Annotated in this window: 33 protein-coding genes; 24 read left to right on the top strand and 9 right to left on the bottom strand. The window is 71.2% G+C overall.

Annotated elements, in window-relative coordinates; genetic code table 11:
• Position 1 precedes the first annotated feature (1 nt).
• Both KBB57_RS11310 and KBB57_RS11305 read right to left on the bottom strand, forming a co-directional pair.
• The gene (locus KBB57_RS11310; protein ID WP_290750025.1) at positions 2-349 is read right to left on the bottom strand and encodes a DUF1428 domain-containing protein; all 348 of its coding nucleotides are present in this window, start codon (positions 347-349) and stop codon (positions 2-4) included.
• Positions 346-507, bottom strand: coding sequence for a hypothetical protein (locus KBB57_RS11305; protein WP_290750022.1), 162 nt, complete (start codon positions 505-507; stop codon positions 346-348). Before KBB57_RS11305 ends, KBB57_RS11310 begins: the two co-directional genes overlap by 4 nt.
• A 184-nt stretch (positions 508-691) precedes the next feature.
• On the opposite strand from KBB57_RS11305, the gene KBB57_RS11300 reads away from it, so the two are divergent.
• Positions 692-1615, top strand: coding sequence for an alpha/beta hydrolase (locus tag KBB57_RS11300; RefSeq protein ID WP_290750019.1), 924 nt, complete (start codon positions 692-694; stop codon positions 1613-1615).
• Here KBB57_RS11300 and KBB57_RS11295 read toward each other — a convergent pair.
• Positions 1612-2004: a helix-turn-helix transcriptional regulator gene (locus tag KBB57_RS11295; RefSeq protein WP_290750016.1), complete on the bottom strand. Its 393-nt coding sequence runs from the start codon at positions 2002-2004 to the stop codon at positions 1612-1614. The two genes, KBB57_RS11300 and KBB57_RS11295, sit on opposite strands and share 4 nt — an antisense overlap.
• 283 nt (positions 2005-2287) lie before the next feature.
• On the opposite strand from KBB57_RS11295, the gene KBB57_RS11290 reads away from it, so the two are divergent.
• The 6 genes from KBB57_RS11290 to KBB57_RS11265 all read left to right on the top strand — a co-directional run bounded on the left by KBB57_RS11290 (position 2288) and on the right by KBB57_RS11265 (position 5287).
• Complete coding sequence (locus tag KBB57_RS11290) at positions 2288-2677, top strand: AtpZ/AtpI family protein (RefSeq protein ID WP_290750014.1); 390 nt, start codon at positions 2288-2290, stop codon at positions 2675-2677.
• Positions 2670-3428 (top strand): F0F1 ATP synthase subunit A, encoded by a 759-nt coding sequence (locus KBB57_RS11285; RefSeq protein WP_290750011.1) that lies wholly within the window; start codon positions 2670-2672, stop codon positions 3426-3428. Before KBB57_RS11290 ends, KBB57_RS11285 begins: the two co-directional genes overlap by 8 nt.
• Positions 3429-3478: 50 nt before the next feature.
• Positions 3479-3715, top strand: a complete 237-nt coding sequence (locus KBB57_RS11280) for a F0F1 ATP synthase subunit C (RefSeq protein ID WP_290735609.1) — start codon at positions 3479-3481, stop codon at positions 3713-3715.
• A gap of 61 nt (positions 3716-3776) precedes the next feature.
• Positions 3777-4385, top strand: coding sequence for a F0F1 ATP synthase subunit B' (locus KBB57_RS11275; protein ID WP_290750008.1), 609 nt, complete (start codon positions 3777-3779; stop codon positions 4383-4385).
• A gap of 4 nt (positions 4386-4389) precedes the next feature.
• On the top strand, positions 4390-4881 hold the full coding sequence (locus KBB57_RS11270) for an ATP F0F1 synthase subunit B (RefSeq protein WP_290750007.1): 492 nt from the start codon (positions 4390-4392) through the stop codon (positions 4879-4881).
• 88 nt (positions 4882-4969) lie between these two features.
• A complete protein-coding gene (locus KBB57_RS11265) occupies positions 4970-5287 on the top strand; it encodes a TraR/DksA family transcriptional regulator (protein ID WP_290750005.1) in 318 nt (105 codons plus the stop codon).
• A 62-nt stretch (positions 5288-5349) separates the two neighbouring features.
• Here KBB57_RS11265 and KBB57_RS11260 read toward each other — a convergent pair whose 3' ends face one another.
• On the bottom strand, positions 5350-5601 hold the full coding sequence (locus KBB57_RS11260) for a glycine zipper domain-containing protein (RefSeq protein ID WP_290750003.1): 252 nt from the start codon (positions 5599-5601) through the stop codon (positions 5350-5352).
• Positions 5602-5746: 145 nt separating this feature from the next.
• Here KBB57_RS11260 and nth point away from each other — a divergent pair, with 145 nt between their 5' ends.
• Positions 5747-6391, top strand: coding sequence for an endonuclease III (nth, locus tag KBB57_RS11255; RefSeq protein WP_290750000.1), 645 nt, complete (start codon positions 5747-5749; stop codon positions 6389-6391).
• A complete protein-coding gene (locus tag KBB57_RS11250; protein ID WP_290749997.1) occupies positions 6388-7383 on the top strand; it encodes an adenosine kinase in 996 nt (331 codons plus the stop codon). The genes nth and KBB57_RS11250 overlap by 4 nt, the downstream gene beginning before the upstream one ends.
• Before the next feature lie 31 nt (positions 7384-7414).
• On the opposite strand, the gene KBB57_RS11245 is transcribed toward KBB57_RS11250, so the two are convergent.
• Complete coding sequence (locus tag KBB57_RS11245) at positions 7415-8074, bottom strand: J domain-containing protein (RefSeq protein ID WP_290749994.1); 660 nt, start codon at positions 8072-8074, stop codon at positions 7415-7417.
• Between the two features lie 93 nt (positions 8075-8167).
• Between KBB57_RS11245 and KBB57_RS11240 the strand changes: the two genes are divergently transcribed.
• Positions 8168-8494 (top strand): BolA family transcriptional regulator, encoded by a 327-nt coding sequence (locus tag KBB57_RS11240; RefSeq protein ID WP_290749990.1) that lies wholly within the window; start codon positions 8168-8170, stop codon positions 8492-8494.
• Here KBB57_RS11240 and KBB57_RS11235 read toward each other — a convergent pair.
• On the bottom strand, positions 8459-8905 hold the full coding sequence (locus KBB57_RS11235) for a DUF4177 domain-containing protein (protein ID WP_290749988.1): 447 nt from the start codon (positions 8903-8905) through the stop codon (positions 8459-8461). The genes KBB57_RS11240 and KBB57_RS11235 overlap by 36 nt on opposite strands.
• Before the next feature lie 15 nt (positions 8906-8920).
• Complete coding sequence (gene gatB / locus KBB57_RS11230; RefSeq protein WP_290749983.1) at positions 8921-10405, bottom strand: Asp-tRNA(Asn)/Glu-tRNA(Gln) amidotransferase subunit GatB; 1485 nt, start codon at positions 10403-10405, stop codon at positions 8921-8923.
• Between the two features lie 259 nt (positions 10406-10664).
• Here gatB and KBB57_RS11225 point away from each other — a divergent pair, with 259 nt between their 5' ends.
• From KBB57_RS11225 to KBB57_RS11205, 5 genes are all read left to right on the top strand, one after another.
• Complete coding sequence (locus KBB57_RS11225) at positions 10665-11225, top strand: NifU family protein (RefSeq protein WP_290749980.1); 561 nt, start codon at positions 10665-10667, stop codon at positions 11223-11225.
• A 19-nt stretch (positions 11226-11244) separates the two neighbouring features.
• Entirely contained in the window at positions 11245-11874 is a 630-nt protein-coding gene (gene tsaB / locus KBB57_RS11220; protein WP_290750071.1) for a tRNA (adenosine(37)-N6)-threonylcarbamoyltransferase complex dimerization subunit type 1 TsaB, read from the top strand.
• The gene (locus tag KBB57_RS11215; protein WP_290749977.1) at positions 11864-12316 is read left to right on the top strand and encodes a GNAT family N-acetyltransferase; all 453 of its coding nucleotides are present in this window, start codon (positions 11864-11866) and stop codon (positions 12314-12316) included. The genes tsaB and KBB57_RS11215 overlap by 11 nt, the downstream gene beginning before the upstream one ends.
• Before the next feature lie 122 nt (positions 12317-12438).
• Positions 12439-13440: a BMP family ABC transporter substrate-binding protein gene (locus tag KBB57_RS11210; protein ID WP_290749974.1), complete on the top strand. Its 1002-nt coding sequence runs from the start codon at positions 12439-12441 to the stop codon at positions 13438-13440.
• A gap of 8 nt (positions 13441-13448) precedes the next feature.
• Complete coding sequence (locus KBB57_RS11205) at positions 13449-15026, top strand: ABC transporter ATP-binding protein (RefSeq protein WP_290749971.1); 1578 nt, start codon at positions 13449-13451, stop codon at positions 15024-15026.
• Positions 15027-15036: 10 nt separating this feature from the next.
• Here KBB57_RS11205 and KBB57_RS11200 read toward each other — a convergent pair whose 3' ends face one another.
• Together KBB57_RS11200 and KBB57_RS11195 are read right to left on the bottom strand one after the other, a co-directional pair.
• Positions 15037-15300 (bottom strand): BrnA antitoxin family protein, encoded by a 264-nt coding sequence (locus KBB57_RS11200; RefSeq protein ID WP_290749968.1) that lies wholly within the window; start codon positions 15298-15300, stop codon positions 15037-15039.
• Entirely contained in the window at positions 15263-15532 is a 270-nt protein-coding gene (locus KBB57_RS11195) for a BrnT family toxin (protein ID WP_290749966.1), read from the bottom strand. The genes KBB57_RS11200 and KBB57_RS11195 overlap by 38 nt, the downstream gene beginning before the upstream one ends.
• A gap of 44 nt (positions 15533-15576) precedes the next feature.
• On the opposite strand from KBB57_RS11195, the gene KBB57_RS11190 reads away from it, so the two are divergent.
• The 9 genes from KBB57_RS11190 to KBB57_RS11150 all read left to right on the top strand — a co-directional run bounded on the left by KBB57_RS11190 (position 15577) and on the right by KBB57_RS11150 (position 24742).
• On the top strand, positions 15577-16665 hold the full coding sequence (locus KBB57_RS11190) for an ABC transporter permease (RefSeq protein ID WP_290749963.1): 1089 nt from the start codon (positions 15577-15579) through the stop codon (positions 16663-16665).
• Positions 16665-17630, top strand: a complete 966-nt coding sequence (locus tag KBB57_RS11185) for an ABC transporter permease (protein ID WP_290749960.1) — start codon at positions 16665-16667, stop codon at positions 17628-17630. The genes KBB57_RS11190 and KBB57_RS11185 overlap by 1 nt, the downstream gene beginning before the upstream one ends.
• Position 17631: 1 nt before the next feature.
• The gene (locus KBB57_RS11180) at positions 17632-18429 is read left to right on the top strand and encodes a purine-nucleoside phosphorylase (protein ID WP_290749958.1); all 798 of its coding nucleotides are present in this window, start codon (positions 17632-17634) and stop codon (positions 18427-18429) included.
• Positions 18430-18598: 169 nt separating this feature from the next.
• Complete coding sequence (locus tag KBB57_RS11175; protein ID WP_290749956.1) at positions 18599-19513, top strand: sulfite exporter TauE/SafE family protein; 915 nt, start codon at positions 18599-18601, stop codon at positions 19511-19513.
• Positions 19510-20268: a TIGR02186 family protein gene (locus tag KBB57_RS11170; protein WP_290749953.1), complete on the top strand. Its 759-nt coding sequence runs from the start codon at positions 19510-19512 to the stop codon at positions 20266-20268. Before KBB57_RS11175 ends, KBB57_RS11170 begins: the two co-directional genes overlap by 4 nt.
• Before the next feature lie 15 nt (positions 20269-20283).
• Positions 20284-20994 carry a heme-binding beta-barrel domain-containing protein gene (locus tag KBB57_RS11165; RefSeq protein ID WP_290749951.1) on the top strand — a complete coding sequence of 237 codons (711 nt, stop codon included), beginning with the start codon at positions 20284-20286 and terminating at the stop codon, positions 20992-20994.
• Positions 20995-21140: 146 nt separating this feature from the next.
• Positions 21141-22835: a jacalin-like lectin gene (locus tag KBB57_RS11160; RefSeq protein WP_290749948.1), complete on the top strand. Its 1695-nt coding sequence runs from the start codon at positions 21141-21143 to the stop codon at positions 22833-22835.
• Between the two features lie 153 nt (positions 22836-22988).
• Positions 22989-23555: a hypothetical protein gene (locus KBB57_RS11155; RefSeq protein ID WP_290749946.1), complete on the top strand. Its 567-nt coding sequence runs from the start codon at positions 22989-22991 to the stop codon at positions 23553-23555.
• A gap of 257 nt (positions 23556-23812) precedes the next feature.
• Positions 23813-24742 carry a glutaminase gene (locus KBB57_RS11150; protein WP_290750069.1) on the top strand — a complete coding sequence of 310 codons (930 nt, stop codon included), beginning with the start codon at positions 23813-23815 and terminating at the stop codon, positions 24740-24742.
• The last annotated feature ends 6 nt before the right edge of the window (positions 24743-24748 follow it).

Below are 24748 nucleotides of genomic sequence, written 5' to 3'. Positions count from 1 at the left end.
CTCAGACGTCGACGATGGGGGCGAAGCCGCCGTAGATCATCCGCTTGCCGTCGAAGGGCATCCCGTCCATCGACATGCGGTCGTCCTTCATCATCTTTTCCCAGCCTTGGTTGCGGGCATCCTTGTCGGGCCAGACCACCCAAGAGAACACCACCGCCTCGTCGTCCTTGCGCTTCACCGACATGGTGAAGGAGGTGACCTCGCCCTCGGGCACGTCGTCGGCCCAGGCCTCCATCACGTGGAGGGCGCCGTATTCCTTGAACATCTCCGCCGCCTTGGCGGCGTGGGCGCGGTAGGCCTCCTTGTTGGCGAGGGGCACCGGACAGACGAATCCGTCGACGTAGCTCATGACCTGGTCTCCCGTGTCTGGGTCGGCAGAGGATGGTAACGCGCGAACGGGCCGATGGTTTCAGCCCGGACCTCCGGGGGGCGCCGGCGGCGCTCCTGCAGGAGGCGGCCGTGGAGGACGGCCTGCAGGCCGGCGAAGCCGTCGAGGAAGGTCAGCATGGCGTGTCCTCGGGATTGAAGGGCCGGGTGAGACAGCGGGCGAGGTGGCAGATGCCCTGCGCCGCACAAGGACGGAGTGTGCGGGCGTTCTGGCGGACGCAGGACTGGTTTCATGAGTCGATAAGATACCGACCGGTTGGTATGTTGCAAGCGAATTCTCCGGGGATGGACGGAGGCGGGCCGGATGCGTAGCCTTCGCGGCATGGGCGAGGACCTGTTTCCCGGCTTCGCGGAGCGCATCGTCGACGGCGCGGCGGGGCCGATCTTCCTCCGGGTCGGCGGCGGCGGGCCGCCCGTCGTGCTGATCCACGGCTTTCCGCAGACCCATGCCGAGTGGGCGCCGATCGCCGGCGCGCTGGCCCGGCGGGCGACGGTGGTGGCGGTAGACTTGCGCGGCTACGGGGCCTCGGCGGCGCCGGCGAGCGTCGGCGGGGCGCGCTACGCCAAGCGCGAGATGGCGGCGGACGTGGTGCGGGCGATGGCGGCGCTCGGGCACGAGCGCTTCGCCCTCGTCGGGCACGATCGCGGGGCGCGCGTAGGCTACCGGCTGGCGCTCGACGCGCCGGAGCGGGTGGAGCGGCTCGCGCTCCTCGACATCCTGCCGACGGTGTCGATGTGGGACGGGATGGATGCGGCGCTGGCGTTGCAGGTCTATCACTGGGCCTTCCTCGCCCAGCCGGCGCCGCTGCCGGAGACGCTGATCGGCGCGGCCCCCCTCGCCTACCTCGACCACACGCTGGCGAGCTGGACTGCCTCGCGCTCGCTCGCCGCCTTCGACCCGCGGGCGCTGGCCGCCTGGCGCGCCGCCATGGCCGAGCCGGCGCGGATCCACGCCTTCTGCGAGGACTACCGCGCCGGCGCGACCATCGACGTCGACCACGACCGCTCCGACCTTGCCGCCGGACGGCGGATCGCCTGCCCCGTCCTCGTCCTCTGGGGCGCCGCCGGCATCCCCGCGGCGAGCGGCAGCCCCCTCGACGTCTGGCGCGCGACCTTCGCGCCCCATGCCGAGGGGACGGGCATAGAGGCGGGGCACTTCCTGCCCGAGGAGGCCCCGCAGGCCACGCTGGCGGCGTTGTTGCCGTTTCTGGCGGGGGGCAGCGGTTAGAGCCCGACCGGACGTTCCGGCTCAGCCGGGCCGACCTCGCTCTCGTCGTCGTCCTCGTCCGGCCCCAGCGCCGCCTCGATCAGCGCCTCGAGCGCGTCGTAGTCCTCCGGCGCGAAGCCGCCCACGCCCTGCATCCACAGGCCCGCGGCGCGGAGCCCGTCCGCCTCCAGCCGGCAGACGGTGATCCGTCCCGAGCGCATCTGCCCGACGAGCCCGGCCCGCGCCAGCACGGCGAGATGCTTGGAGACCGCGGCCAGCGACATCTCGTGCGGGGCGGCCAGCTCGCCCACGGTGCGCTCGCCGTCGAGGAGCGCCGTCAGGATCGCCCGTCGCGTGGGGTCGGCGAGCGCCGCGAACACCAGGTCGAGGTCGGGTCCGGGATCGGCCATGCCGCCCCGCTTGCGGCCGCCCCGGGGCAAAGTCAACTCTCCGGTTGACGATCCCGGCCGCGGGTCCCGGCAAATTTCAACCACGAGGTTGAAGATTCTCGCCGCCGCGATCCTGGGCCGGCCGGCGCCGCGGCGATCGCGCTGTCGGCGGGAAAAGCGGGATAGCCCAACCACTTACGGATGCGGCGGCGCGGCTTGACAGCAATGTGATCTCTCTTTACCACCGCAGCCGACGTCAGTGCCGTGGCGGCGCGCCGCACGGTCCACGAGGGGGCGCGGGGCCATGTCCGAGGACCCGTTTTCCGAGCGCCTGAAGCGCCTCGAGGACCGGCTCGCAGCCGCCAGGGCCGAGCGGCAGCCGAAGTCCCGGCCGGGGGCGGCGGCGAAGTACACGCAGAGCTCGATCGCCTGGCGCATGGTGACCGAGCTCGTCGTGGGGATGCTGCTCGGTCTCGGCATCGGCTGGGGGCTCGACAGCCTGCTGGGGACACGACCGGTGTTCCTGGTGCTGTTCGCCCTCCTCGGCTTCGCCGGCGGGGTCCGCGCCATGCTGCGGACCGCGAGCGACGTCCGGGAAGGCAGATCGGAGGCGGCGCTGACGCGCGGCCCGGAGAACACGGCGCCCGGCAACGGGCGGAACGGGACGGACGAGGGGCGAGGGGCTGATGGCTGAACCGGCACATGGCGGAAGCGGGCTGAACATCCACCCGATGGACCAGTTCCGGGTGCATCCGCTCTTCGGCGGCGGCGAGGTCCACTGGTACACGCCCACCAACGCCACGTTGTGGATGGCGCTGACCGTCGCCGCTATCACCCTGCTGATGGTCGTCGGCGCCCGCGGCCGGGCGCTGGTGCCCTCGCGGGCGCAGTCGATGGCCGAGGTCACCTACGGCTTCGTGCGCAAGATGGTCGAGGACGTCGCCGGCCGCGAGGGGCTCAAGTACTTCCCCTACGTCTTCACGGTGTTCCTGTTCGTCCTCTTCGCCAACCTGCTGGCGCTGATCCCGACCTCGTTCGCGCCGACCTCGCACATCGCGGTGACGGCGGTGCTGGCCCTGTCGGTGTTCCTCTCGGTGACGGCGATCGGCTTCTACAAGCACGGTCTGCACTTCCTGAAGCTGTTCTGGGTCTCCTCGGCGCCGACGCTGGCGCTGCGCATCGTCCTCGCGGTGATCGAGCTGATCTCCTACTTCGTGCGCCCGCTCAGCCACTCGCTGCGACTTATGGGCAACCTGATGGCCGGCCACGCGGTGCTCAAGGTGTTCGCGGGCTTCGCCGGCGCCCTCGGCGTCGGGGCCTTCATCCCGATCTTCGCCATCACCGCCATCTACGGGCTCGAGCTGCTCGTCGCGGTGATCCAGGCGTACGTTTTCGCGATCCTGACGGTCGTCTACCTCAACGACGCGCTCCATCCCGGCCACTGAGCCGCGGCGCGCACCCCAGAAAACGCCATCCAGAACAAGGAGCCAGACCAATGGAAGGCAACATCTCCGAAATGGGCCAGTTCATCGGCGCGGGCCTCGCCTGCATGGGCATGGGCGGCGCCGGCATCGGCGTGGGCCATGTCGCCGGGAACTTCCTCGCCGGCGCGCTGCGCAACCCGGCCGCCGCCGGCGAGCAGACCGCCACGCTCTTCATCGGCATCGCCTTCGCCGAGGCGCTCGGCATCTTCTCGTTCCTCGTCGCCCTGCTGCTGATGTTCGCGGTCTGATCCGCGCCAGCGAGGCCCGGGGGCCGGCGAGCGCGCCGCGCCCCGCTTGACGGAGAGGGACATGGCAGAGACGACCGAGAACGCGGCGACCCACGCCGCCGACGCGGCACAGGAGCTGGACCACCTCGCGACGGACGGCCACGGCGACACCGGCGCCGAGGTGCTGCACGTCGCCGAGGTCGGCATGCCGCAGCTCGACACGGCGATCTATCCGAACCTGATCTTCTGGCTCGTCATCGCGCTGGTCGCGCTCTACCTGATCCTGACCAAGGTGGCGCTGCCGCGCATCGGCACCATCCTCGCCGAGCGCAACGACGCCATCTCGAACGACCTCGAGATGGCCGCCCTCTACAAGCGCCGCGCCGAGGAGGCCGAGGGCGCCTACAACGCGGCCCTCGCCAAGGCCCGCGACGAGGCGCAAAAGATCGCCGCCGAGGCCAAGGCCGCCGTCGGCCGCGAGCTGGGCGGGCTGATGGCCAAGGCGGACGCCGAGATCGCCGCCAAGGCCGCCGAGTCCGAGGGTCGCATCCGCGAGATCGAGGCGAGCGCGACCGAGAGCGTCGGCGAGGTGGCCCGGGCCGCCGCGGCCGACATCGTCGCCGCGATCGGCCCGCGCCCCGCCAAGGAGGCGGCGATCGCCAAGGCGGTCGACGCCGCGATGAAGGGGTGAGACGATGAGCTTCCTCAACAACACCAACATCGTCGTCGGCATCGGCTTCGTCATCTTCGTCGGGATCCTGCTCTACTACAAGGTCCCGGCCATGCTGGCCGCGAAGCTCGACGAGCGGGCGGTCCGCATCCGCCAGGAGCTCGACGAGGCGCGGGCGCTGCGCGAGGAGGCGCAGAGCCTGCTCGCCGGCTTCGAGCGCAAGCAGAAGGAGGTCAAGGCCCAGGCGGAGGACATCGTCGCCGCGGCCCGGGCCGAGGCCGAGCGCGCCGCCGAGGTCGCCAAGGAGGACATCCGCCGCACGGTCGCCCGCCGGCTGCAGACCGCGACCGACCAGATCGGCGCCGTCGAGAAGGCCGCAATCCGCCAGATCCGCGACCGCGCCGTGACGGTCGCCGTCGCCGCGGCGGCGGAGGTGATCGGCAAGGACCTCAAGGCCGCCGACCGCGCCGCGCTCGTCGACCAGGCCATCGCCGACGTGGGCGCCAAGCTGCACTAAGTCCGGGCCGGACGGGCCGGCCCGCCTTCGGGCGGGCTTGTGCCGTTCCGCGAATCCGGCGCACAATCGCCGCCGGGGGAGGGCCGCGATGATCCCGCAGGAAGAACGCAGGCAGCAATTGCTGACGAGGCTCGGCGAGCTGCGCTCGCGCCTCGCCAAGATCGACAACCAGCTCGACCAACCGCACAGTCCGATGTTCGCCGAGGCGGCCATCGAGCGCGAGTCCGACGAGATGCTGGAGGATCTGGGCGCCGCCGGGCTTCAGGAGATCCGCATGATCGAGGCCGCGCTCGGCCGCATGGACCGTGGCGAATACGGCATCTGCGTCACCTGTGGCGACCCGATCTCCGAGGAACGCCTCGACGTCCTGCCCGCCACGCCAAAATGCCGGAACTGCGCCGCCTGACGCGGTCGCGATCCGGTCTGCCGGGAAAGGGCGTCAGGGTCCGGCCCTGACGCCGCCTCGGATCAGCAGCGGGCGTTCGGGTTCTGCCGGCAGTCCTGCTGGCGGCCGACCAGAGCGCCGCCCGCCGCGCCGACGCCGGCGCCGATCAGGGTGGAGCGGCTGTTTCCGCCGATGAGGTTGCCGGCCGCCGCGCCGCCGACGGCGCCGACCGTCGCGCCCGTCATCTGGTTGTTCCGGGTGCCGTCCGGGTTGGTGCAGGCGGCGAGGCCCAGCATGGCGATTCCGACGGAGGCGGTAGTCAGGACGCGGATCATTCCGGTTTCCCCTTGTTGTCTCGGGTCGTTTCTACCGTGGAAGAAGCGTTTCCGGCAATGCGGTTCCTTCGCGTCTTCACGTCCCGGCGATGGCGGCGGCGCGAAGCTGCTTGCGGCCGCCTTCGCGTGCGGCCATAGGAGCCCGATGGCCGCGCCCCTCGACTATGCCGCGATCCGCGAGATCTTCTCCCGCTTCCGCGAGGCCGAGCCGGAGCCGAAGGGCGAGCTCGCCCATGTCAACGCCTTCACCCTCCTCGTCGCCGTCGCCCTCTCCGCCCAGGCCACCGACAAGGGCGTGAACCGCGCCACCGCCGCGCTCTTCCCCGTCGCCGACACCCCCGAGAAGATGCTCGCCCTCGGCGAGGAGCGGCTGGTCGAGCACATCCGCACCATCGGCCTCTTCCGCAACAAGGCGAAGAACGTCATCGCGCTGTCGCGCCTGCTGATCGAGCGGTTCGGCGGCGAGGTGCCGTCGTCGCGGGCGGCGCTGCAGAGCCTGCCCGGGGTGGGCCGCAAGACCGCCAACGTCGTGCTCAACACCTGGTGGAAGCTGCCGGCGATGGCGGTCGACACCCATGTCTTCCGCGTCGCCAACCGCACGGGGATCGCGCCCGGGTCCGACGTCCTCGCCGTCGAGCGCGGGCTGGAGGACCGGGTGCCGGCGCCCTACCAGCTCCACGCCCATCACTGGCTGATCCTGCACGGCCGCTACATCTGCGTGGCGCGCAAGCCCGCCTGCGGGCGCTGCCTTATCGCCGATCTCTGCCCCTACGAGGAGAAGACCCCGTGACGAAGCCCCTCCAGGTCGTCGGGGTCGGCAATGCGCTTGTCGACGTGATCGCCTCCATCGAGGAGGCGTTCCTCGACCGCATGGGCGTCGAGCGCGGCATCATGCAGCTGATCGGCACGGCGCGGGCGATCGAGCTCTACGCGGCGATGGGGGCGGCGCGCGAGGTCTCCGGCGGGTCGGCGGCGAACACGGTGGCGGGGCTCGCGGCGCTCGGGTCGCGGACCGCCTATGTCGGCAAGGTCAAGGACGACCAGCTCGGCGCGATCTTCGCCCATGACCTGCGGGCGATGGGGGCGGTCTACGAGACGCCGCTGGCGCCGAGGGACCATCCCGAGGAGACCGGCCGCTGCCTCGTGCTGGTCTCGCCGGACGGCGAGCGGTCGATGAACACCTATCTCGGGGTCTCCGAGCATCTGGCGCCGGCGGACGTCGACGTCGCCCAGATGGCGGCGGCGGAGTGGATTTTCCTCGAAGGCTACCGCTTCGACGGGCCGCAGAGTCATGCCGCCTTCGCCCGGGCGATCCGCGCGGCCAAGGCGGCGGGGGGGAAGGTGGCGATCACCCTCTCCGATCCGTTCTGCGTCGAGCGGCACCGCGACGCCTTCCTTGCGATGATCCGGGCCGACGTCGACCTCCTCGTCGCCAACGAGCACGAGCTGAGGTCGCTCTACCTCACCGACGACATCGAGGCGGCGATCGCGCGGGCGCGGGCCGAGGTCCCGGTCACCGCCTGCACGATCGGCGCGGGGGGCGCGCATGTCGTCGCCGGCGAGGAGCGCGTCCACGCCCCGGCGACGCGGGTGCGGGTGGTCGACGCCACCGGGGCAGGCGACCTCTTCGCCGCGGGCCTGCTCCACGGCGCGGTCACCGGCCGCAGCTGGCTCGACAGCGCCCGCATGGGCTGCGTGGCGGCGGGCGAGGTGATCTCGCACTACGGCGCCCGCCCGGAGACGGACCTCCGCGCGCTGTTCGCGGCCGAGGGGCTGGCCTGAGGTCCGCGGCGAGGCTGGTCGCGGCGGGGCGTCAGTCGGGGAAGCTGCGGCTGGTCTTGATCTGCTCCCAGGCCCAGACGACCTCGGTCAGGCGGGCCTCGTCGTCGCGCTTGCCACCGTTCATGTCGGGGTGCAGGTCCTTGACCAGCGCCTTGTAGATCTGCCGGATCTCGCTCTTCGACTGGGTGTCCTGCGCGTCGAGGATCTCGAGCGCCTTGCGCTCGGTCGGCGGCAGGCGGCGCTGCGGGCGGACCGCCGGGCCGCGCTCGCCGCCAGGGTTCAGCGTGCCCTTGTCGCCGAGCGCCTCCATCGGGTCGTGGTAGCCGAAGCGCGCCCAGGCCCGTCCCTCGGCGTGGGGCGTCGCGCCCGGCCGTGTCACCGTCTCGCTGAACGGCCGGGTGGCGCGGTCCCAGACCCGGTCGGCGGCGAACTGGCGCTCCAGCTCGGCCTCCGACTGGTCCTGGAAGAAGTTCCACTTCAGATTGTACTCGCGGACGTGGTCGAGGCAGAACCAGAAGAAGTCGTCGAGCTGCTCCGGCGAGCGCGGGGCGCGGAACCTGCCGGGCTTGTCGCAGCCCGGCTTGTCGCAGACCCGGCCCGTCTCGACGCCCGACGCGCCCCGCGTCCGCGCCCGACGCTTCTTGTCGGCGCTGGCCGAGATGTCGAAATTGAAGGGCGAGGGACGGCGCATCGGCAGAGGGGCCTTTCGGCTGTTCGACTCGGGGCGAGTCAGTCTAGTCATTTGGGCGGGCGGGCCAAGACCCGCGCCGTCGGGAGGCAGTCCATGGCCGAGCCGCCATATTCGACGAAGTCGGTCCACGCGAAGCTGTCGGCGCGCTTCGCGCCGGACTTCCTGAAGGTGATCGACGAGAGCGAGAGCCACCGCGGCCATGGCGGCTGGCGCGAGGGCGGGAACACCCATTACCGCGTGGTGATGCGCAGCGCCGCCTTCGATGGCCTGAGCCGCATCGAGCGCGCGCGCGCCGTCCACGCCGCCCTGCGCGAGGAGCTGGCCTCCGGCCTGCACGCGCTGGCGCTGGAGCTCTCCGGCGAGTCCGACGGCTACGACGACGGCCTAGTCGGCGGGCCCGAGCCGGGGGGGCGGGCGTAGCGGCGTCGCCACCGCCGGCCCCGTCGCCGGCTGGACGGCCGGCTCGGCCACCCGCGGCTCGCGCCGGAGCGGCGCGGCGGACGCCGGCACCGGCCGGTCGACCGCCCCCAGCCGCGGGCCGGGCGGGGCCTCGTCCAGGCCCGCCTCCACCCGCGCCGCCGCGAGCCGCGGCTCGGCGCTCTCCCGCGGGCGGCGGAAGATGAGCACGGTCTCCACGGTCTCGGAAGGGCGGCGGAACCAGCCGCCGCCCTCGATCGCCGGCAGCGACTCGGCGCGGACGTATTCCCAGCCCTCGCGCGCCGCCACGTTGATCGCCTCGGCCAGCGTCGCGGCGAAGGCCTCGGCCGACTTCATCCCCTTCATCCGCTTCGGCCGTCGCGGGGCCGGCGTGACCTTGTATTCGTATGTCATCCCACCCCCTCCGGCTCAGTCGAGGCCGAGCCGCGCCCTGACGAGCTCGTTCACCGCCTGCGGATTGGCCTTGCCGCCGGTCGCCTTCATCACCTGGCCGACGAACCAGCCCGCCATCGACGGCTTGGCCTGGGCCGCGGCCACCTTGTCGGGGTTCGCCGCGATCACCTCGTCGACCGCCGCGGCGATGGCGCCGGCGTCGGTCACCTGCTTCAGGCCGCGGGCGGCCACCACCTCGGCCGAGTCGCCGCCCTCGGTCCAGAGAATGTCGAAGACGTCCTTGGCGATCTTGCCCGAGATCTCGCCCGTGCCGATCAGGTCGATCAGCCCGCCGAGCTGCGCCGGCGAGATCGGGCTCGTCTCGATGGTCCGGCCTTCCTTGTTCAGCCGGCCGAACAGCTCGTTGATCACCCAGTTCGCCGCCTGCTTGCCGTCGCGGCCGCGGGCGACCGCCTCGAACCAGTCGGCGCTCGGCGCCTCGGCGGTCAGCACGCCCGCGTCGTACTCGGTCATGCCGTAGTCCAGGACGAACCGCGCCTTGCGCGCGTCCGGCAGCTCCGGCAGGCCGGCGCCGATGGCGTCGACCCAAGCCTGGTCGAGCTCCAGCGGCAGCAGGTCGGGGTCGGGGAAGTAGCGGTAGTCGTGCGCCTCCTCCTTGGAGCGCATCGACCGGGTCTCGCCCTTCGACGGGTCGTAGAGCCGGGTCTCCTGCTCCACCGTCCCGCCGTCCTCGAGGATGGCGATCTGCCGGCGGGCCTCGTATTCGATGGCCTGCTGGATGAAGCGCATCGAGTTCATGTTCTTGATCTCGCAGCGCGTGCCGAGCGTGTCCGACCCCTTCGGCCGCACGCTCAGGTTCACGTCCGCCCGCAGGCTCCCCTCCTGCATGTTGCCGTCGCAGGTGCCGAGGTAGCGCAGGATCTGCCGCAGCTTGCGCACGTATTCCGCCGCCTCCTCCGGCCCGCGGATGTCGGGGCGCGAGACGATCTCCATCAGCGCGACGCCAGTGCGGTTGAGATCGACCAGCGTCGCCTCGGGGTCGAGGTCGTGGATCGACTTGCCGGCGTCCTGCTCCAGATGGATGCGCTCCACCCGTACCTTGCGGGCGACGCCCGGGGCCATGTCGACCAGCACCTCGCCCTCGCCGACGATCGGGTGGTAGAGCTGGCTGATCTGATAGCCCTGCGGCAAGTCCGGGTAGAAGTAGTTCTTGCGGTCGAAGCGCGAGAAGAGGTTGATCCGCGCCTTCAGCCCCAGCCCCGTGCGCACCGCCTGCTCGACGCAGAACGCGTTCAGCACCGGCAGCATCCCCGGCATCGCCGCGTCGACGAGGCTGACATTGGTGTTCGGCTCGGCCCCGAATCCGGTCGAGGCGCCGGAGAACAGCTTCGCCTGCGAGCTGACCTGGGCATGGACCTCGAGCCCGATCACCAGCTCCCAGTCGCCCTTCGCGCCGGCAATGATCTTCGGCTCCGGCTCCTTGTAGGCGAGTTCGGCCATGCTCTTCCTGCGGCGGATTCCTGAAAACTTCGGAGACTTATCCATCGCAGGCCCTGTCGGCAAGGGCGCTGTCGCCAGCCCCGACGCCGCTCCATCGCCAACAAATTGATATTACCTGACATTCCGCGACGCCGGATCTGCCCCACGCCGACGGCCGCCTCCCGACGCGCAAACGACCGACATTCTAGAACGATTCCAGCCTGACTTGACTCCCGGGCCTCGCGGGCGCACTTGAGGACCAGCAGACGGAGCGCCCGAGATGTTCATCCAGACCGAGTCCACGCCCAATCCCGCCACGCTCAAGTTCCTGCCCGGCCAGGTCGTGCTGGCGGCGGGCACGGCGGACTTCCCCTCCGAGACGGCGGCGGCGGCCTCGCCGCTGGCCCGGCGCATCTTCGGCGCGGGCGGGGTGACGGGCGTGTTCTTCGGCCACGACTTCGTCACCGTGACCAAGGCCGAAGACGTCGACTGGAGCCACGTCAAGCCGGCGATCCTCGGCGCGATCATGGAGCACTTCCAGTCCGGCGCCCCCGCGATGGAGGGCGAGGCCGGAACGGTCGAGCACGCCGCCCATGACGGACCCGACGCCGAGATCGTCGGGCAGATCAAGGAGCTGCTCGACACCCGCGTCCGCCCGGCGGTGGCGCAGGACGGCGGCGACATCACCTTCCACGGCTTCGACCGCGGCGTGGTCTACCTGCACATGCAGGGGGCCTGCGCCGGCTGCCCGTCCTCGACGATGACCCTGAAGATGGGCATCGAGAACCTGCTCCGGCACTACATCCCCGAGGTGACCGAGGTTCGCCCTGTCGGCCTCTGACGCCGAGACCGGAGCCGGCCTGCCGCTGATCCTCGCCTTCGACGCCGCCGGCGGACGCTGCGCCGCCGCGCTGGTCCGTGGCGGCCGCGTGCTGGCGGCGCGCGCCGAGGCGACCGACCGCCGCGAGGCGGAGCGGCTGATTCCCGTGCTGGAGGCGACATTGGCCGAGGGCGGCGCGGCCTGGAGCGATCTCGACGCCATCGCCGTCTCGACCGGGCCCGGGGACTTCACCGGCGTCCGCGTCGCCGTGGCGACCGCCCGCGGGCTCGCCCTCGCCCTCGACCGGCCGGCGATCGGCGTCTCGCGGCTGGAGGCGCTGGCCGTGGGGCACGCCGATGCGCTGGTCGCCGTCGACGCGCGCCGGGGCATGGTCGCGGCGCAGGCTTTCACCGGCGGCGCGCCGCGCGCGCCCGCCGCGCTGGTCGCCCTCGAGGATCTCGCGGGTCTCGCCCCGCCCGGCGCCCGCCGCCTCGGCGCCGCGGCCGCGCCGGGCGCGCCCGAGGCGGCGGAGGCGCCCGACCCGGCGGCGATCGCCCGGCTCGCGGCCGCCCGCCTCGGCGATCCCGGGCCGCCCCCGGCGCCGATCTACCTGCGCCCGCCGGACGCGGCCCCGGGCGAGCCGGCGCCGAGGCTCCTCGATGACGCCTGAGGCGCTGGCGGCGCTGCACGCGCGCTGCTTCGACGTCGCGCCGCCGCCCTGGTCGGCCGCGGCCTTCGCCGGGCTCCTCGCCGAGCCGGCGTGCTTCCTGCTCGCCCGGCCGCTGGGCTTCGCGCTCGGCCGCGCCGCCGCGGGCGAGGCCGAGCTTCTCACCATCGCCGTCGCCCCCGAGGCGCGCGGCCGCGGCGAGGGGGCGGGGCTCCTCGCCGGGTTCGAAGCCGAAGCGGCGCGGCGGGGCGCGGCGGAGGCCTTCCTGGAGGTCGCCGAGGACAACGCCGCGGCGCGCGCGCTCTATGCCCGGGCCGGCTTCGCCGAGGCGGGCCGGCGGCCCGGATACTACCGCCGGGCGCGCGCGCCGGCCATCGCTGCCCTCACCTTGTGCAAACGTCTGGCGCCCGTCGCGCTGGAGGCCGCTCGCGGAAAAACCGATTGACCGGCTTCGGGCGATAAGCCTTTACTACGCCGTCGCTTTGGGCCGGCGCCCCCTTGCGTCGCGGCAAGGCCGCGACCGACGCGCCGCCGGCGGGAACACGCGGTATTTCCTTGGAGGAGCAGATGACCCTGGCAAAGACCCTCGTGGCGGCGGCGGCGCTCGTCGCGGCGACGACGGCGGCGCAGGCCCAGAACGCCAATCCGGCGGTGATCTTCGATCGCGGCGGCAAGTTCGACAAGTCGTTCAACCAGGCCTCCTTCGAGGGCGCCGAGCGCTTCAAGACCGAGACCGGGATCGGCTACGCCGAGTTCGAGATCCAGCAGGACGCCCAGCGCGAGCAGGCGCTCCGCCGCTTCGCCGAGCGCGGCAACAATCCGGTGGTCGTCGCCGGCTTCTCGAACGAGACGGCGATGCAGACGGTCGCCCAGGAGTTCCCCGAGACGCAGTTCGCCATCATCGATGCGGTGGTCGACCAGCCGAACGTGCGTTCGGTCATCTTCAACGAGCACGAGGGCAGCTATCTCGTCGGGGTGCTGGCGGCGATGGCGTCGAAGTCGGGCAAGGTCGGCTTCGTCGGCGGCATGGACATCCCGCTGATCCAGAAGTTCGCCTGCGGCTACGTGCAGGGCGTCAAGGCCACCAACCCCGACGCCGAGGTGTTCCAGAACATGACCGGCAACACGCCGGAGGCGTGGAACGACCAGGCCCGCGGGGCCGAGATAACCCGCAGCCAGATCGACCGCGGCGCCGACGTGATCTACCACGCCGCCGGCGGCACCGGCATCGGCGTGCTGCAGGCGGCGGCCGACGCCGGCGTCTACGGGATCGGCGTCGATTCGAACCAGAACTACCTGCATCCCGGCCACGTCCTGACCTCGATGCTGAAGCGGGTCGACAACGCCGTCTACGACGCGCTCTCGGACAGCAACAACGGCAAGTGGACCTCGGGCGTCTACGTGATGGGCCTCAAGGAGGAGGGCGTCGGCTGGGCGCTCGACGAGAACAACGCCGCGCTGATCACCGACGAGATGAAGGCCGCCGCCGAGACGGCGCGGGCCAAGATCATCTCCGGCGAGATCAAGGTTCACGACTACACCACCGACGGCGCCTGCCCGGTGAGCTGACAGGGGCGATGGCTCCGGCCGATCCCTCCGCGCCGGACCGCGGCGCCCCGGCCCTCGCCATCGAGCTGGCGGGGGTCTCCAAGAGCTTCGGTCCGGTCCAGGCCAACCGCGACATCCACCTGAAGGTCCGCCGCGGCACGATCCACGGCATCGTCGGCGAGAACGGCGCCGGCAAATCGACGCTGATGTCGATCCTCTACGGCTTCTACCACGCCGACGCCGGCGAGATCCGGGTCAACGGCGCGACGACGCCGATCCCCGACAGCCAGGCGGCGATCCGGCTCGGGATCGGCATGGTCCACCAGCACTTCATGCTGGTCGAGCCGTTCACCGTGCTGGAGAACGTCGTGCTCGGCGCCGAGGACGGCGCCCTGCTCCGGCCGTCGCTCGCCAAGGCGCGGGCGGAGCTGAAGCGGCTGGAGCGGGAGTACGAGCTCGACGTCGACCCCGACGCCGTGGTGGGCGAGCTTTCCGTCGGCCTGCAGCAGCGGGTGGAGATCCTCAAGGCGCTCTACCGCCAGGCCGACATCCTGATCCTCGACGAGCCGACCGGGGTGCTGACCCCCGCCGAGGCCGATCACCTCTTCCGCATCCTCGGCTTCCTGCGCGAGCAGGGTAAGACGATCATCCTGATCACCCACAAGCTCCGCGAGATCATGGCGATCACCGACGAGGTGAGCGTCATGCGCCGCGGCGAGATGGTGCGCACCCTGACGACCGCCGAGACCACCCCGGCCGAGCTCGCCGAGCTGATGGTCGGCCGCCGCGTGCTCCTGCGGGTCGAGAAGGGCCCGGCGCAGCCCGGCGAGACCCTCCTCGAGGTCCGCGACCTGTCGCTGACCGACGCCAAGGGCGTGGCGCGGCTGAAGGCGGTGAGCTTCAACGTGCGCGCCGGCGAGATCCTCGGCGTGGCGGGCGTCGCCGGCAACGGCCAGTCCGAGCTCCTCGAGGTGCTGGCCGGCTACGCCCCCGCGACCTCCGGCGAGGTGCGCTTCCGGGGCCAGCCGCTCGACCTCTCGCGCCACACCAACGCCGACGACCGCCGCGACGCCGGCATCGCCCACGTCCCGGAGGACCGCCACCGCCGCGGGCTCGTCATGCCATTCGCGGAATGGGAGAATTCCTGCTTCGGCTACCACCGCGAGGCGCGGCTGCAGGGCGGCTTCGGCACCCTCGACCGCGACGCCATCCGCGACCTCGCCCGCCAGGGGATCGAGCGCTTCGACATTCGCCCGCCCTCCTGCGACCTGACGACCGCCAACTTCTCCGGCGGCAACCAGCAGAAGATCGTGCTCGCCCGCGAGATCGAGCGCGAGCCCGACGTGCTCCTGATCGGCCAGCCCACCCGCGGCGTCGACATCGGGGCGATCGAGTTCATCCACCGCCAGATCGTGGCCCTGCGCGACCGCGGTAAGGCGATCGTGCTGGTCTCGGTCGAGCTCGACGAGATCCGGGCGCTCAGCGACCGGATCGTCGTGATGTTCGACGGCGCCGTCTCCGGCGAGCGCGCCGCCGACGCGACCGACGAGCGCGAGCTCGGCCTGCTCATGGCCGGCATCGACCCCTCCAGGGGCCGCGCGGCATGACCGCCGCGGCCTACGGCTTGGCCGCCTTCAGGATCGCGTTGATCCGGCTCTGCCAGCCCGGCCCGGTCGCCCGGAACTTCTCCAGCACGTCCGCATCGAGCCGGATCGTGGTCGAGACCTTCGCCGCAGGCAGCGGCGGCCGCCCCCTTCGGATGACCGGCGCCGCGTCGAACTTCGCCCGCCATTCCGGCGTGGACAGGTCCGGGATGTCGTCGTCAAACGCCTCGGCCGGATCCTCAGACCCGGCCCCCGTAGATTGCTCTTTCCCGATCATTCGCCTTCCTCATGCGGATGATCCGACGGGCGTCTCCGCGCGGCGTCCATGCGACGAACACGATCCGGCCCCGCAGCCGTCCGACGGTCACATAGCGCGGCTCGCCGTCGTCCCTTCGGTCGTCCTCAACGGTGATCACGTCTCCGGCGAACACCAGACCCGCCTCCGCCATGTCCAGCCCGCGCTCATCCAGCGTGGCCTGACGCTTCACCGGGTCGAACTCGACGAGCACGAATTTCCGTTACTACATAAATTCCGCCCGAGCAAGAGGGCCGCATGACGCCCGCCCTGCCCCGCTGGGCCGACCTCGTCCTGATCCCGGGGCTGAACCTCGCGCTCGCCTTCCTCGTCGCCGGCCTCGTCGTGGTCTTCATCGGCGAGGACCCGGTCCAGGCGGTCCGCATCCTGATCCAGGGCTCGCTCGGCTCGTCCTACGCCATCGGCTTCACGCTCTACTACGCCACCACCTTCGTCTTCACCGGCCTCTCCGTCGCCATCGCCTTCCATGCCGGGCTCTTCAACATCGGCGGCGAGGGCCAGGCGGCGCTCGGCGGCGTCGGCGTCACCCTCGTCTGCCTCGCCGTGCCCTGGCCGCACTGGGCGCTGGCGCTGCCCTTCGCCATCCTCGGCGCGGGCCTCTTCGGCGGGGCCTGGGCGTTCATCCCGGGCTATCTCCAGGCGAAGCGCGGCAGCCACATCGTGATCACCACGATCATGTTCAACTTCATCGCCTCGGCGCTGGTCGTCTACCTCCTCGTCAACGTGCTGAAGGTCCCGGGCTCCATGGCGCCCGAGACCCGCAACTTCGCCCAGGGCGCCCACCTGCCCTTCATGCACGAGATGCTCGCCGCCGTCGGCGTCAAGATGTCGCGCACGCCGATGAACCTCACCTCGCTCCTCGCGCTCCTCGCCGCCTTCCTGACCTGGCTGCTGATCTGGCGCACCCGCCTCGGCTACGAGATCCGCGCGTTCGGCCATTCCGAGCCGGCGGCGGTCTACGCCGGCATCGACCCCGTCCGCATCACCATCCTCGTCATGGTCATGTCCGGCGCCATGGCGGGGATGATGGCGCTCAACGTCGTCATGGGCTTCCAGCACCGGCTGGTGCTCGACTACGTCGGCGGCGCGGGCTTCGTCGGCATCGCCGTGGCGCTGATGGGCCGCTCGCACCCGCTCGGCGTCATCCTCGCCTCGATCCTCTTCGGCATCCTCTACCAGGGCGGGGCCGAGCTCGCCTTCGACATGCCGGCGATCACCCGCGACATGATCGTGGTGATCCAGGCGCTGGTGATCCTCTTCACCGGCGCGCTCGAGAATCTCGTCCGCCTGCCCGCCGAGCGCGCCTTCGCGCGAAGGGGGCGCTGATGGACCTCACCACCGTCCTCCAGCTCCTCGACTCGAGCGTCCGCCTCGCCACGCCGCTGCTGCTCGCCTGCCTCGCCGGGCTCTACTCCGAGCGCGCCGGCATCTTCGACATCGGCCTCGAGGGCAAGATGCTGGCGGCGGCCTTCGTCGCGGCGGCGACCTCGGCCTATGCCGGCTCGGCCTGGCTCGGGCTCCTCGCCGGCATGGCCGCCTCCGTCGCGCTCGCGCTCGTCCACGGGCTCGCCTCGATCACGCTCAAGGGCAACCAGCTCATCTCCGGCGTCGCCATCAACTTCCTCGCCTCGGGCCTGACGGCGCTGATCGGCCAGAGCCTGTTCGGCCTCGGCGGCCAGACCCCGCAGCTCGAAGGGCCGCAGCGGTTCAACGCCGTGACGCTGCCGCTCGCGGAGACGCTGCGGGGCGTGCCGGTGATCGGACCGATCTATTTCGACCTCGTCTCCGGCCACAACCTCCTCGTCTACGTCGCCTTCCTCGCCGTGCCGGCGACATGGTGGGTGCTCTACCGCACCCGCTTCGGCCTGCGCCTGCGCGCGGTCGGCGAGAACCCCGGCGCCGTCGACACCGCCGGCGTCTCCGTCGTGCGGCTCCGCTACATGGCCGTGATCATCGCCGGGCTTCTCTGCGGCGTCGCCGGCGCCTACCTCTCCACCGCCATGTCGGCCGGCTTCATCCGCGACATGACCGCCGGCAAGGGCTTCATCGCGCTCGCCGCGCTGATCTTCGCCAAGTGGCGGCCCTGGCCGGCGCTGCTCGCCTGCCTGCTCTTCGGCTTCCTCGAGGCGGTGGGCATCCGCTACCAGGACATCAAGATCGGCGAGGTCGCCGTCCCGGTGCAGCTCATGCAGGCCCTGCCCTACATCCTGACCGTCGTCATCCTGGCGGGCTTCGTCGGCAAGGCGATCCCGCCCCGCGCCGGCGGCCGCCCCTATGTGAAGGAACGCTGAGATGGAGGCGCTCGACGTCGTGCGCGCCTGCGCCGGAAGCGAGCCCGTCGCGGTCGGTCTGGTGCTGGGCTCGGGCCTCGGCCCGCTCGCCGGCCTGATCGACGGGGCGGCGATCCCCTACGCCGACCTGCCCGGCTTCCCCGAGGCCGGGGTCTCCGGCCACAGCCCGAAGCTGCATGTGGGCATGCTCGAGGGCGTGCGCGTCGCGGCCTTCGGCGGGCGCGTCCACTACTACGAGCGCGGCGACGCCGCGGCGATGCGCGGCCCGCTCGAGCTCCTCGCCGCGCTCGGCGCCGACCGGCTGCTCCTGACCAACGCCGCCGGCTCGCTCGTCCCGCAGATCCGGCCCGGCGACCTGATGCTGATCGCCGACCACATCAACTTCTCGGGCATGAACCCGCTGATCGGCGAGCCCACCGACCGCCGCTTCGTCAACATGTCGGCCGCCTACGACCCCGGCCTGCGCGCTGCGCTGCGCGCCGCCGCCGCCGCCGAGGAGGTCGCGCTCGCCGAGGGCGTCTACGCCTGGTATTCCGGCCCCTCCTTCGAGACCCCCGCCGAGATCCGCGCGCTCCGCCTCCTCGGCGCCGACGCGGTCGGCATGTCGACCGCGCCCGAGGTGATCCTCGCGAACTTCCTCGGCCTGCGCGTCGCCGCCGTATCGGTCGTCACCAACATGGCCGCCGGCCTCTCCGACGAGGCGATCAGCCACGAGCACACCAAGGCGATGGCGCCCATCGGGGCCGCCAAGCTCGAACGCGTCCTCCGCCGCTGCCTCCGTGATTTTGCCGCGAAATAGCCGTGCGCTAGAAATGGCGCACGGTGGGACAGTGGGGGAATGAGGGCGTGAACGATGCCGGCAGGGCGGCGCCCAAGCCCGTTGCGCCCGACGTCGCCCCGATTTTCCCCGTGATCCCCTCCGCCCCAGCGGCTAGCGTGGGGCGAGGCCGCGCGAGTCGACCCCGCCCATGCAGATCTACCTGCCCATCGCCGAGATCTCCGTCAACGCGCTCCTGTTGCTCGGAATCGGCGGGATGGTGGGCGTGCTCTCCGGCCTCTTCGGCGTCGGCGGCGGCTTCATCCTGACGCCGCTCCTGTTCTTCCTCGGCATCCCTCCCGCCGTCGCCGTCGCCTCCGCCGCGAACCAGATCGCCGGCTCGTCCTTCTCGGCGCTGCTCGTCCACCTCCAGCGCCGCACCGTCGACGTCAAGATGGGCTGCGTGCTGCTCGCCGGCGGCCTGATCGGCTCCGCCCTCGGCGTCGAGCTCCTCGTCATGCTGCACCGCTACGGCCAGTTCGAGCTGGTGGTCAGCCTCCTCTACGTCGTGCTGCTCGGCACGATCGGCGTCCTCATGCTGATCGAGAGCGCCCGCGCCATCCGCCGCCGCAACGACCCCAACGCCCTCCTCATCCCGCGCAAGCGCCACACCTGGGCGCATGGCCTGCCGGTCAAGATGCGCTTCCGCACCTCGCAGCTCTACGTCAGCGCCATCCCGCCCTTCGTCATCGGCGCCGCGGTCGGCGTGCTCGCCGCGATGATGGGCGTCGGCGGCGGCTTCATCATGGTGCCGGCGATGATCTACCTGATCGGGATGCCGACCAAGGTCGTCATCGGCACGTCGCTCTTCCAGTTCCTGTTCGTCACCGCCTTCACCACCATCCTGCAGGCCGTGCAGAACCACAGCGTCGACGTGGTGCTGACCGTGCTCCTCCTCGTCGGCGGGGTGATCGGGGCGCAGGTCGGCGCGAGCCTCTCCGGCCGGCTCCGCGCCGAGCAGCTGCGCATCCTGCTCGCGGTCCTCGTCATCCTCGTCGGCTTCCGGCTCCTCCTCGACCTCGTGATCCGGCCCGAGGAGCTCTACTCGATCAGCGTGCGGCGATGATCCGCGCGGCCCTCCTCGCCCTCGCCCTCGCCGCCCCCGCCGCGGCGCAGACCGTCGTCACCGGCATCTCGACCGAGAACATCGCGCTCACCGCCGACTTCACCGGCTCCGACGTGCTGGTCTTCGGCGCCATCCGCCGCGACGCGCCGATCCCGGTCGGCGAGGACCCGATCGACATCGTCATCACCCTGCAGGGCCCGCCGCTCTCGATCCTCGTCCGCCGCAAGGAGCGCCGCTTCGGCATCTGGCTCAACGCCGAGGAGGTGCGCGTCCGCCACGTCCCCTCCTACTACGCCGTCGCCACCACGCGGCCGCTCGCCGAGATCCTCACCGACACCGAGCGCCTGCGCTGGCAGATCGGCCTCGACCAGGCCGTGCGCCGCGTCGCCGCCCACCCGACCCTGACCGACACCACCGACTTCACCGAGGCCGCCGTGCGGCTCAAGCGCGCCGACGGCCTCTTCGTCGACGCCGAGGGCGGCGTGACGCTGGCCGAGGAGACGCTGTTCCAGGCCCGCTTCCACCTGCCGACCAACCTCGTCGAGGGCGGCTACGCGGCGGAATACTTCCTCGTCCGCGGCAAGGAGATCATCTCCTCGGGCTCGACCGCGATCACCGTCGAGAAGGCCGGCCTCGAGCGCTGGCTCTACAACCTCGCCCAGAACCGCCCGCTCGCCTACGGCGCCCTCTCCGTCGCCGTCGCGCTCGCCGCCGGCTGGCTCGCCGCAACCGCCTTCCGCCTCGCCCGGCGCTGATCCCCGGAGGACCCGATGCCCCCCTTCCCCACCGACATCTTCACCGAGCCCGCCGACGTCGATCCCGACACGCTCGCCAACCTCGGGCCGCTGCGCCGCCTCGCCGGCGGCTGGCGCGCCGAGAAGGGCGTCGACGTCAACCCCAAGGCCGCGGGGCCCGAGCGCCGCGTCTTCATCGAGAGGAACGACCTCCTTCCCATCGACCCCCAGCCGAACGGGCCGCAGCTCTTCTACGGGCTGAGCTACCACATCCACATCAACACCGCCGAGGAGGACATCACCTTCCACGACCAGGTCGGCTACTGGCTGTGGGAGCCGAAGACCGGCCTCGTCCTGCAGACCCTCGCCATCCCCCGCGGCCAGGTCCTCCTCGCCTCCGGCCAGGCGAAGCCCGACGACGACAAGCTCATCGTCACCGCCACGCGCGGCAAGACCGACTACGGCATCTGCTCGAACGACTTCCTGGAATACGCCTTCCGCACCGAGAGCTACCGCCTCGAGATCGACTTCCTCCCCGACGGCTCCTGGCACTACCTCGCCGAGACCGTCCTCGACGTCCGCGGCGAGGCGAAGCCCTTCACGCACCACGACGAAAACACCATGCGCCGCACCGCCGCCCCCGAGCCGAACCCGCTGATGCGCATCCTCGCCGCCCGAAAGGCGCAGGGCGGCAAGACGCCTGACGGCAAAGCGCAGGCTGGCGCGGCGCGGCCCGGCAAGCCATAGCCCGGCCGTCCGCCGCCCCGCCCGCGACGCGATCAATGGCCGTCGCCCGGCGATCATCATCCCCATTGACCGCCACCGATCCGGGGCGCAGCGTCGCCGCGCCGGATACGCGGGCTGCGCGTCGGCCGGCACGGGGGGACAGATCGATGGCGAAGCCGCCGGACCAGAGCAATCAGGTGCTGCCCAAGGACATGACGTGGCCCGAGGCGACGCCCCTCGACACCGATCGCTACAAGGCCGACCTGCCGCAGCAGGAACGCTTCCCCGCCGCGCGCGAGGCCGCCGACCACACGTCCGAGGTGGGCGGAGAGAAAGGGACCCGGTCCAGGTCCAGACAGGACATGGTGTCCGAGCTCAGCGAGGACGAGCTGGCGCGCCTGCTCGCCGCAAACAACATCAACATGGCCAACAAGGACGCCAGCGGACAGGCGCTGATGTGCGGCTACAGCTTCGAGAACAAGGCGCTGGAAGCGGCCACAGACTTCGGCATCCGCGTCGCCGACGTCACGGTCCGGCCGGGCGACAACGAGAGCACCGTCGGCCAGAGCATCACCTACAGCGAGGTGGTCTCGAACCTCGAACGCCAGACCTCCGCCTCGGCGAAGGCCGGCGGCGGCATTCCCAGCATCTTCAGGTTCGACGGATCCTACACCAACGCGGTCGCGACGGCGGAACAGTCGACGAGCGTCACGATCTACTTCCAGTCGAGCCGGAGGGTCCCGAAGGCGGTCGTGAGCATCAAGGACATCTCCCTCGACCAGGAGCTCGTGCTGGTCCCCGCCCAGAAGGCGGTGGACGCGGGGGACGCGGTGGCGCTTCTCACGCTCCTGAAGCGCTACGGCCACTTCGTGCCGACGTCGATCGTCCTCGGCGGCCGCCTCACGCTCTCCTACACGCAGAAGCTCGAAAACACATCGAGCCTCAAGACGACCGAAGACAAGCTCAGCACGGCGGCCGACGCCCGGTTCACCGTCGAGGGCACGCCGGTCGAGGCGGGCGGCGGCATCGGCGGCCGCGTCTGGAACAACTACGAGAAGAGCACCGTCGAGCAGGCGAAGTCGCTGGCGCTGCAGACGCGGGGCGGGGATCCCGCGCTCGGCTCATCCGTGCCGGGCGAGCTCAGCGGCAAGTGGGGGGACAGCGTCGGGCCGTTCAGGCACTGGCGGATCATCGGCTTCCCGCCGCATTCCCTGATCCCGATCACCGACCTCTTCCCGTCGCCGCTCAAGGAGAAGGCCCTCGACCTGCTGCGCGCCTACTTCAGGAGCAACCTCCAGGTCGCCGAGACGGAGATCGTCGGCTCCAAGGCGGACGACAAGTTCGAGGTCGACGGCAAGGCGCTGCGCAGGGTCAGCCGGATCACCTCGTTCGACATCGATCACGGCGACAACTTCGACGGGTTCAGATGGAAGTTCGACCTCTACCCCGAGGCGGGCAAGCCATCGAGCGGCTCGGTCGGCTACGAGGGCGACATCCTCGGCAGATGGCGCGGCGAGAAGGACAGGAACGGAAACCCCAGGGCGATGATCGAGCTCGGCCCGGACGAGCACGTCGTCTCCATCGAGGCGCGCTGCCCGCCCGGCGAAGGCTTGCGCAGGATCGCCATCCGAACCAACAAGGCTCGATACCCCAGCGTGGGCTACTATGGCCGGGACGACAAGGCGACCGTGGCCACGGTGATCCAGGCGCCGCGAGTCGTCGGCTTCTGCGGATACAAGAGCGCGCTCGTCCATGCCATCGGGCTCTCCTACCTGGAGCTCGCCAACAACATCGACTCTCCCGACTTCCTCGAGAAGATGGAGCCGATCCTCTTCCCCAGGCGCGACTTCGGCGTGATCTGAGCGCGCCCACCCCCGACGCGAGGACGTGGCCGGCCGTCGAGGTCGGCCACGGGCAGCCCGGAGAGGCCACGCCCGGCGCGTGGCTCAGGTTCGACAAACGACACGCGGGATCCGTCGGCAGCCTGCCGCGGTCTCGATGCAGCGGAGGCGCCAATGTCCGATGCGCGATTCTGGTTCGACAAGCTGGACCCGACTCATGCCGACCGGTTCGCCCTGGGGGATCACCGGTTCCCCTCGAAGGTCATCGAGATGCTGGAGCACCCCAGCGAGGTGACCTGGCCATACATGTGGAAGATGTATGAGGGGAGGCTCAATTCCAGCCATATCGAGTTCGATAAGGAATACGCGCTCTTCATGCGGGGAACGACCAGCGAGCTCCTCAAGGCCCTCGAGCTGGACGCGTCCAGGGGCATAGACTTCGTGATGGTCCGCAAGGAGGTCTTCCTCGACATCCGCTACTTCCGCCACAAGGTCAGCAGGACCAAGACCGTCACCGTCATCGGCCTCGGCGCAAGGGAAGGCTACTGGGGGATCGTCGAGCCGGCGAACCGAGCCGAGACCACCCAGCACAAGAAGGGCTTCGTGCAGCTCGAGCTCCTGAAGAACTCCGACAAGCTCACCCTTCCGCGCGGCTATCAGAACATCGTCTTCAGCGGCGTCTCCCTCGCCCTTCTCTCCAGGCTCGTGGAGAAGTGTAAGGGCGTCGATCCGTGGTTCTGATATGACGCCCGGGAGAGCGTCACAAATGGCTCCCTGCAGAGCGTCCCAGAATTATACCTTGTATTTCAGTACGTTGCGAAGCTTGCACGCGTGCAAGCTTAACTGCGCCCCGGCCGACAGGGGCTTTGCGCTGGCGCAGGACGGGACGTGTCGAGATGCCTGACGGCCGGGCGCCGACCGGGCGCCCGGAGATGGACCCCGGGCGCGGCGCGACGTAGCGTGGCGCCCACGCCGCCGCCGCGAGACCGCCCGTGCCTGTGCCCGACCTCCAGGCCCTCGTGACCTCCATCCACGCCGACCTCGCGCCCCGCTTCGGCGCGGGCAATGTCGCCGACTACATCCCGCCGCTCGCCCATGTCGACCCGCGGAAGTTCGCCCTCGCCGTCGTGACGCCCGAGGGCGAGACCTTCGCCGCCGGCGACGCCGACGAGCCGTTCTCGATCCAGTCGATCTCCAAGGTGTTCACCCTGACCCTCGCCCTCGGCCGGCTCGGCGAGCGGGTCTGGGACCGGGTCGGCCGCGAACCCTCGGGCGACCCGTTCAACTCCATCGTCCAGCTCGAGCACGAGCAGGGCCGGCCCCGGAACCCCTTCATCAACGCCGGCGCGATCGTGGTCGCCGACATGGTCCTCGCCGGCCACACCCCGCGCGAGGCGATCGGCGAGGTGCTGCGCTTCGTGCGGTTCCTCGCGACCGACGACGACATCGCCATCGACGAGGCGGTGGCCCGCGCCGAGAAGGCGACCGGCGACCGCAACTTCGCGCTGGCGCATTTCATGCACGGCTTCGGCCGGCTGACCCGGCCGGTCGACCACGTGCTCGGCCTCTACTTCCACCACTGCGCCATCGCGATGACCGCCCGCCAGCTCGCCCGCGCCGGCCTCTTCCTCGCCGCCGGCGGCCGCGACCCGCTGACGGGCGCCCGCGTGGTCGCCCCCGCCCGCGCCCGCCGGCTGAACGCGCTGATGCTGACCTGCGGCCATTACGACGGGTCGGGCGAGTTCGCCTTCCGGGTCGGCCTGCCCGGCAAGAGCGGCGTCGGCGGCGGCATCCTCGCGGTCGCCCCGGGCCGCGCCTCCATCGCGGTCTGGTCGCCCGGCCTCAACGCGGTCGGCAACTCCCTCCTCGGCTCCGAGGCGCTGGAGATGCTCGCCGCCCGCGCCGGCTGGTCGATCTTCGGCGGCTGAAAGCCG

The organism is Amaricoccus sp. (assembly GCF_017993425.1).
In the GTDB taxonomy this organism is placed as follows: domain Bacteria; phylum Pseudomonadota; class Alphaproteobacteria; order Rhodobacterales; family Rhodobacteraceae; genus Amaricoccus.
The sequence above is the reverse complement of the archived record's forward strand: the minus strand, read 5'-3'. Positions and strand labels throughout refer to the sequence as shown.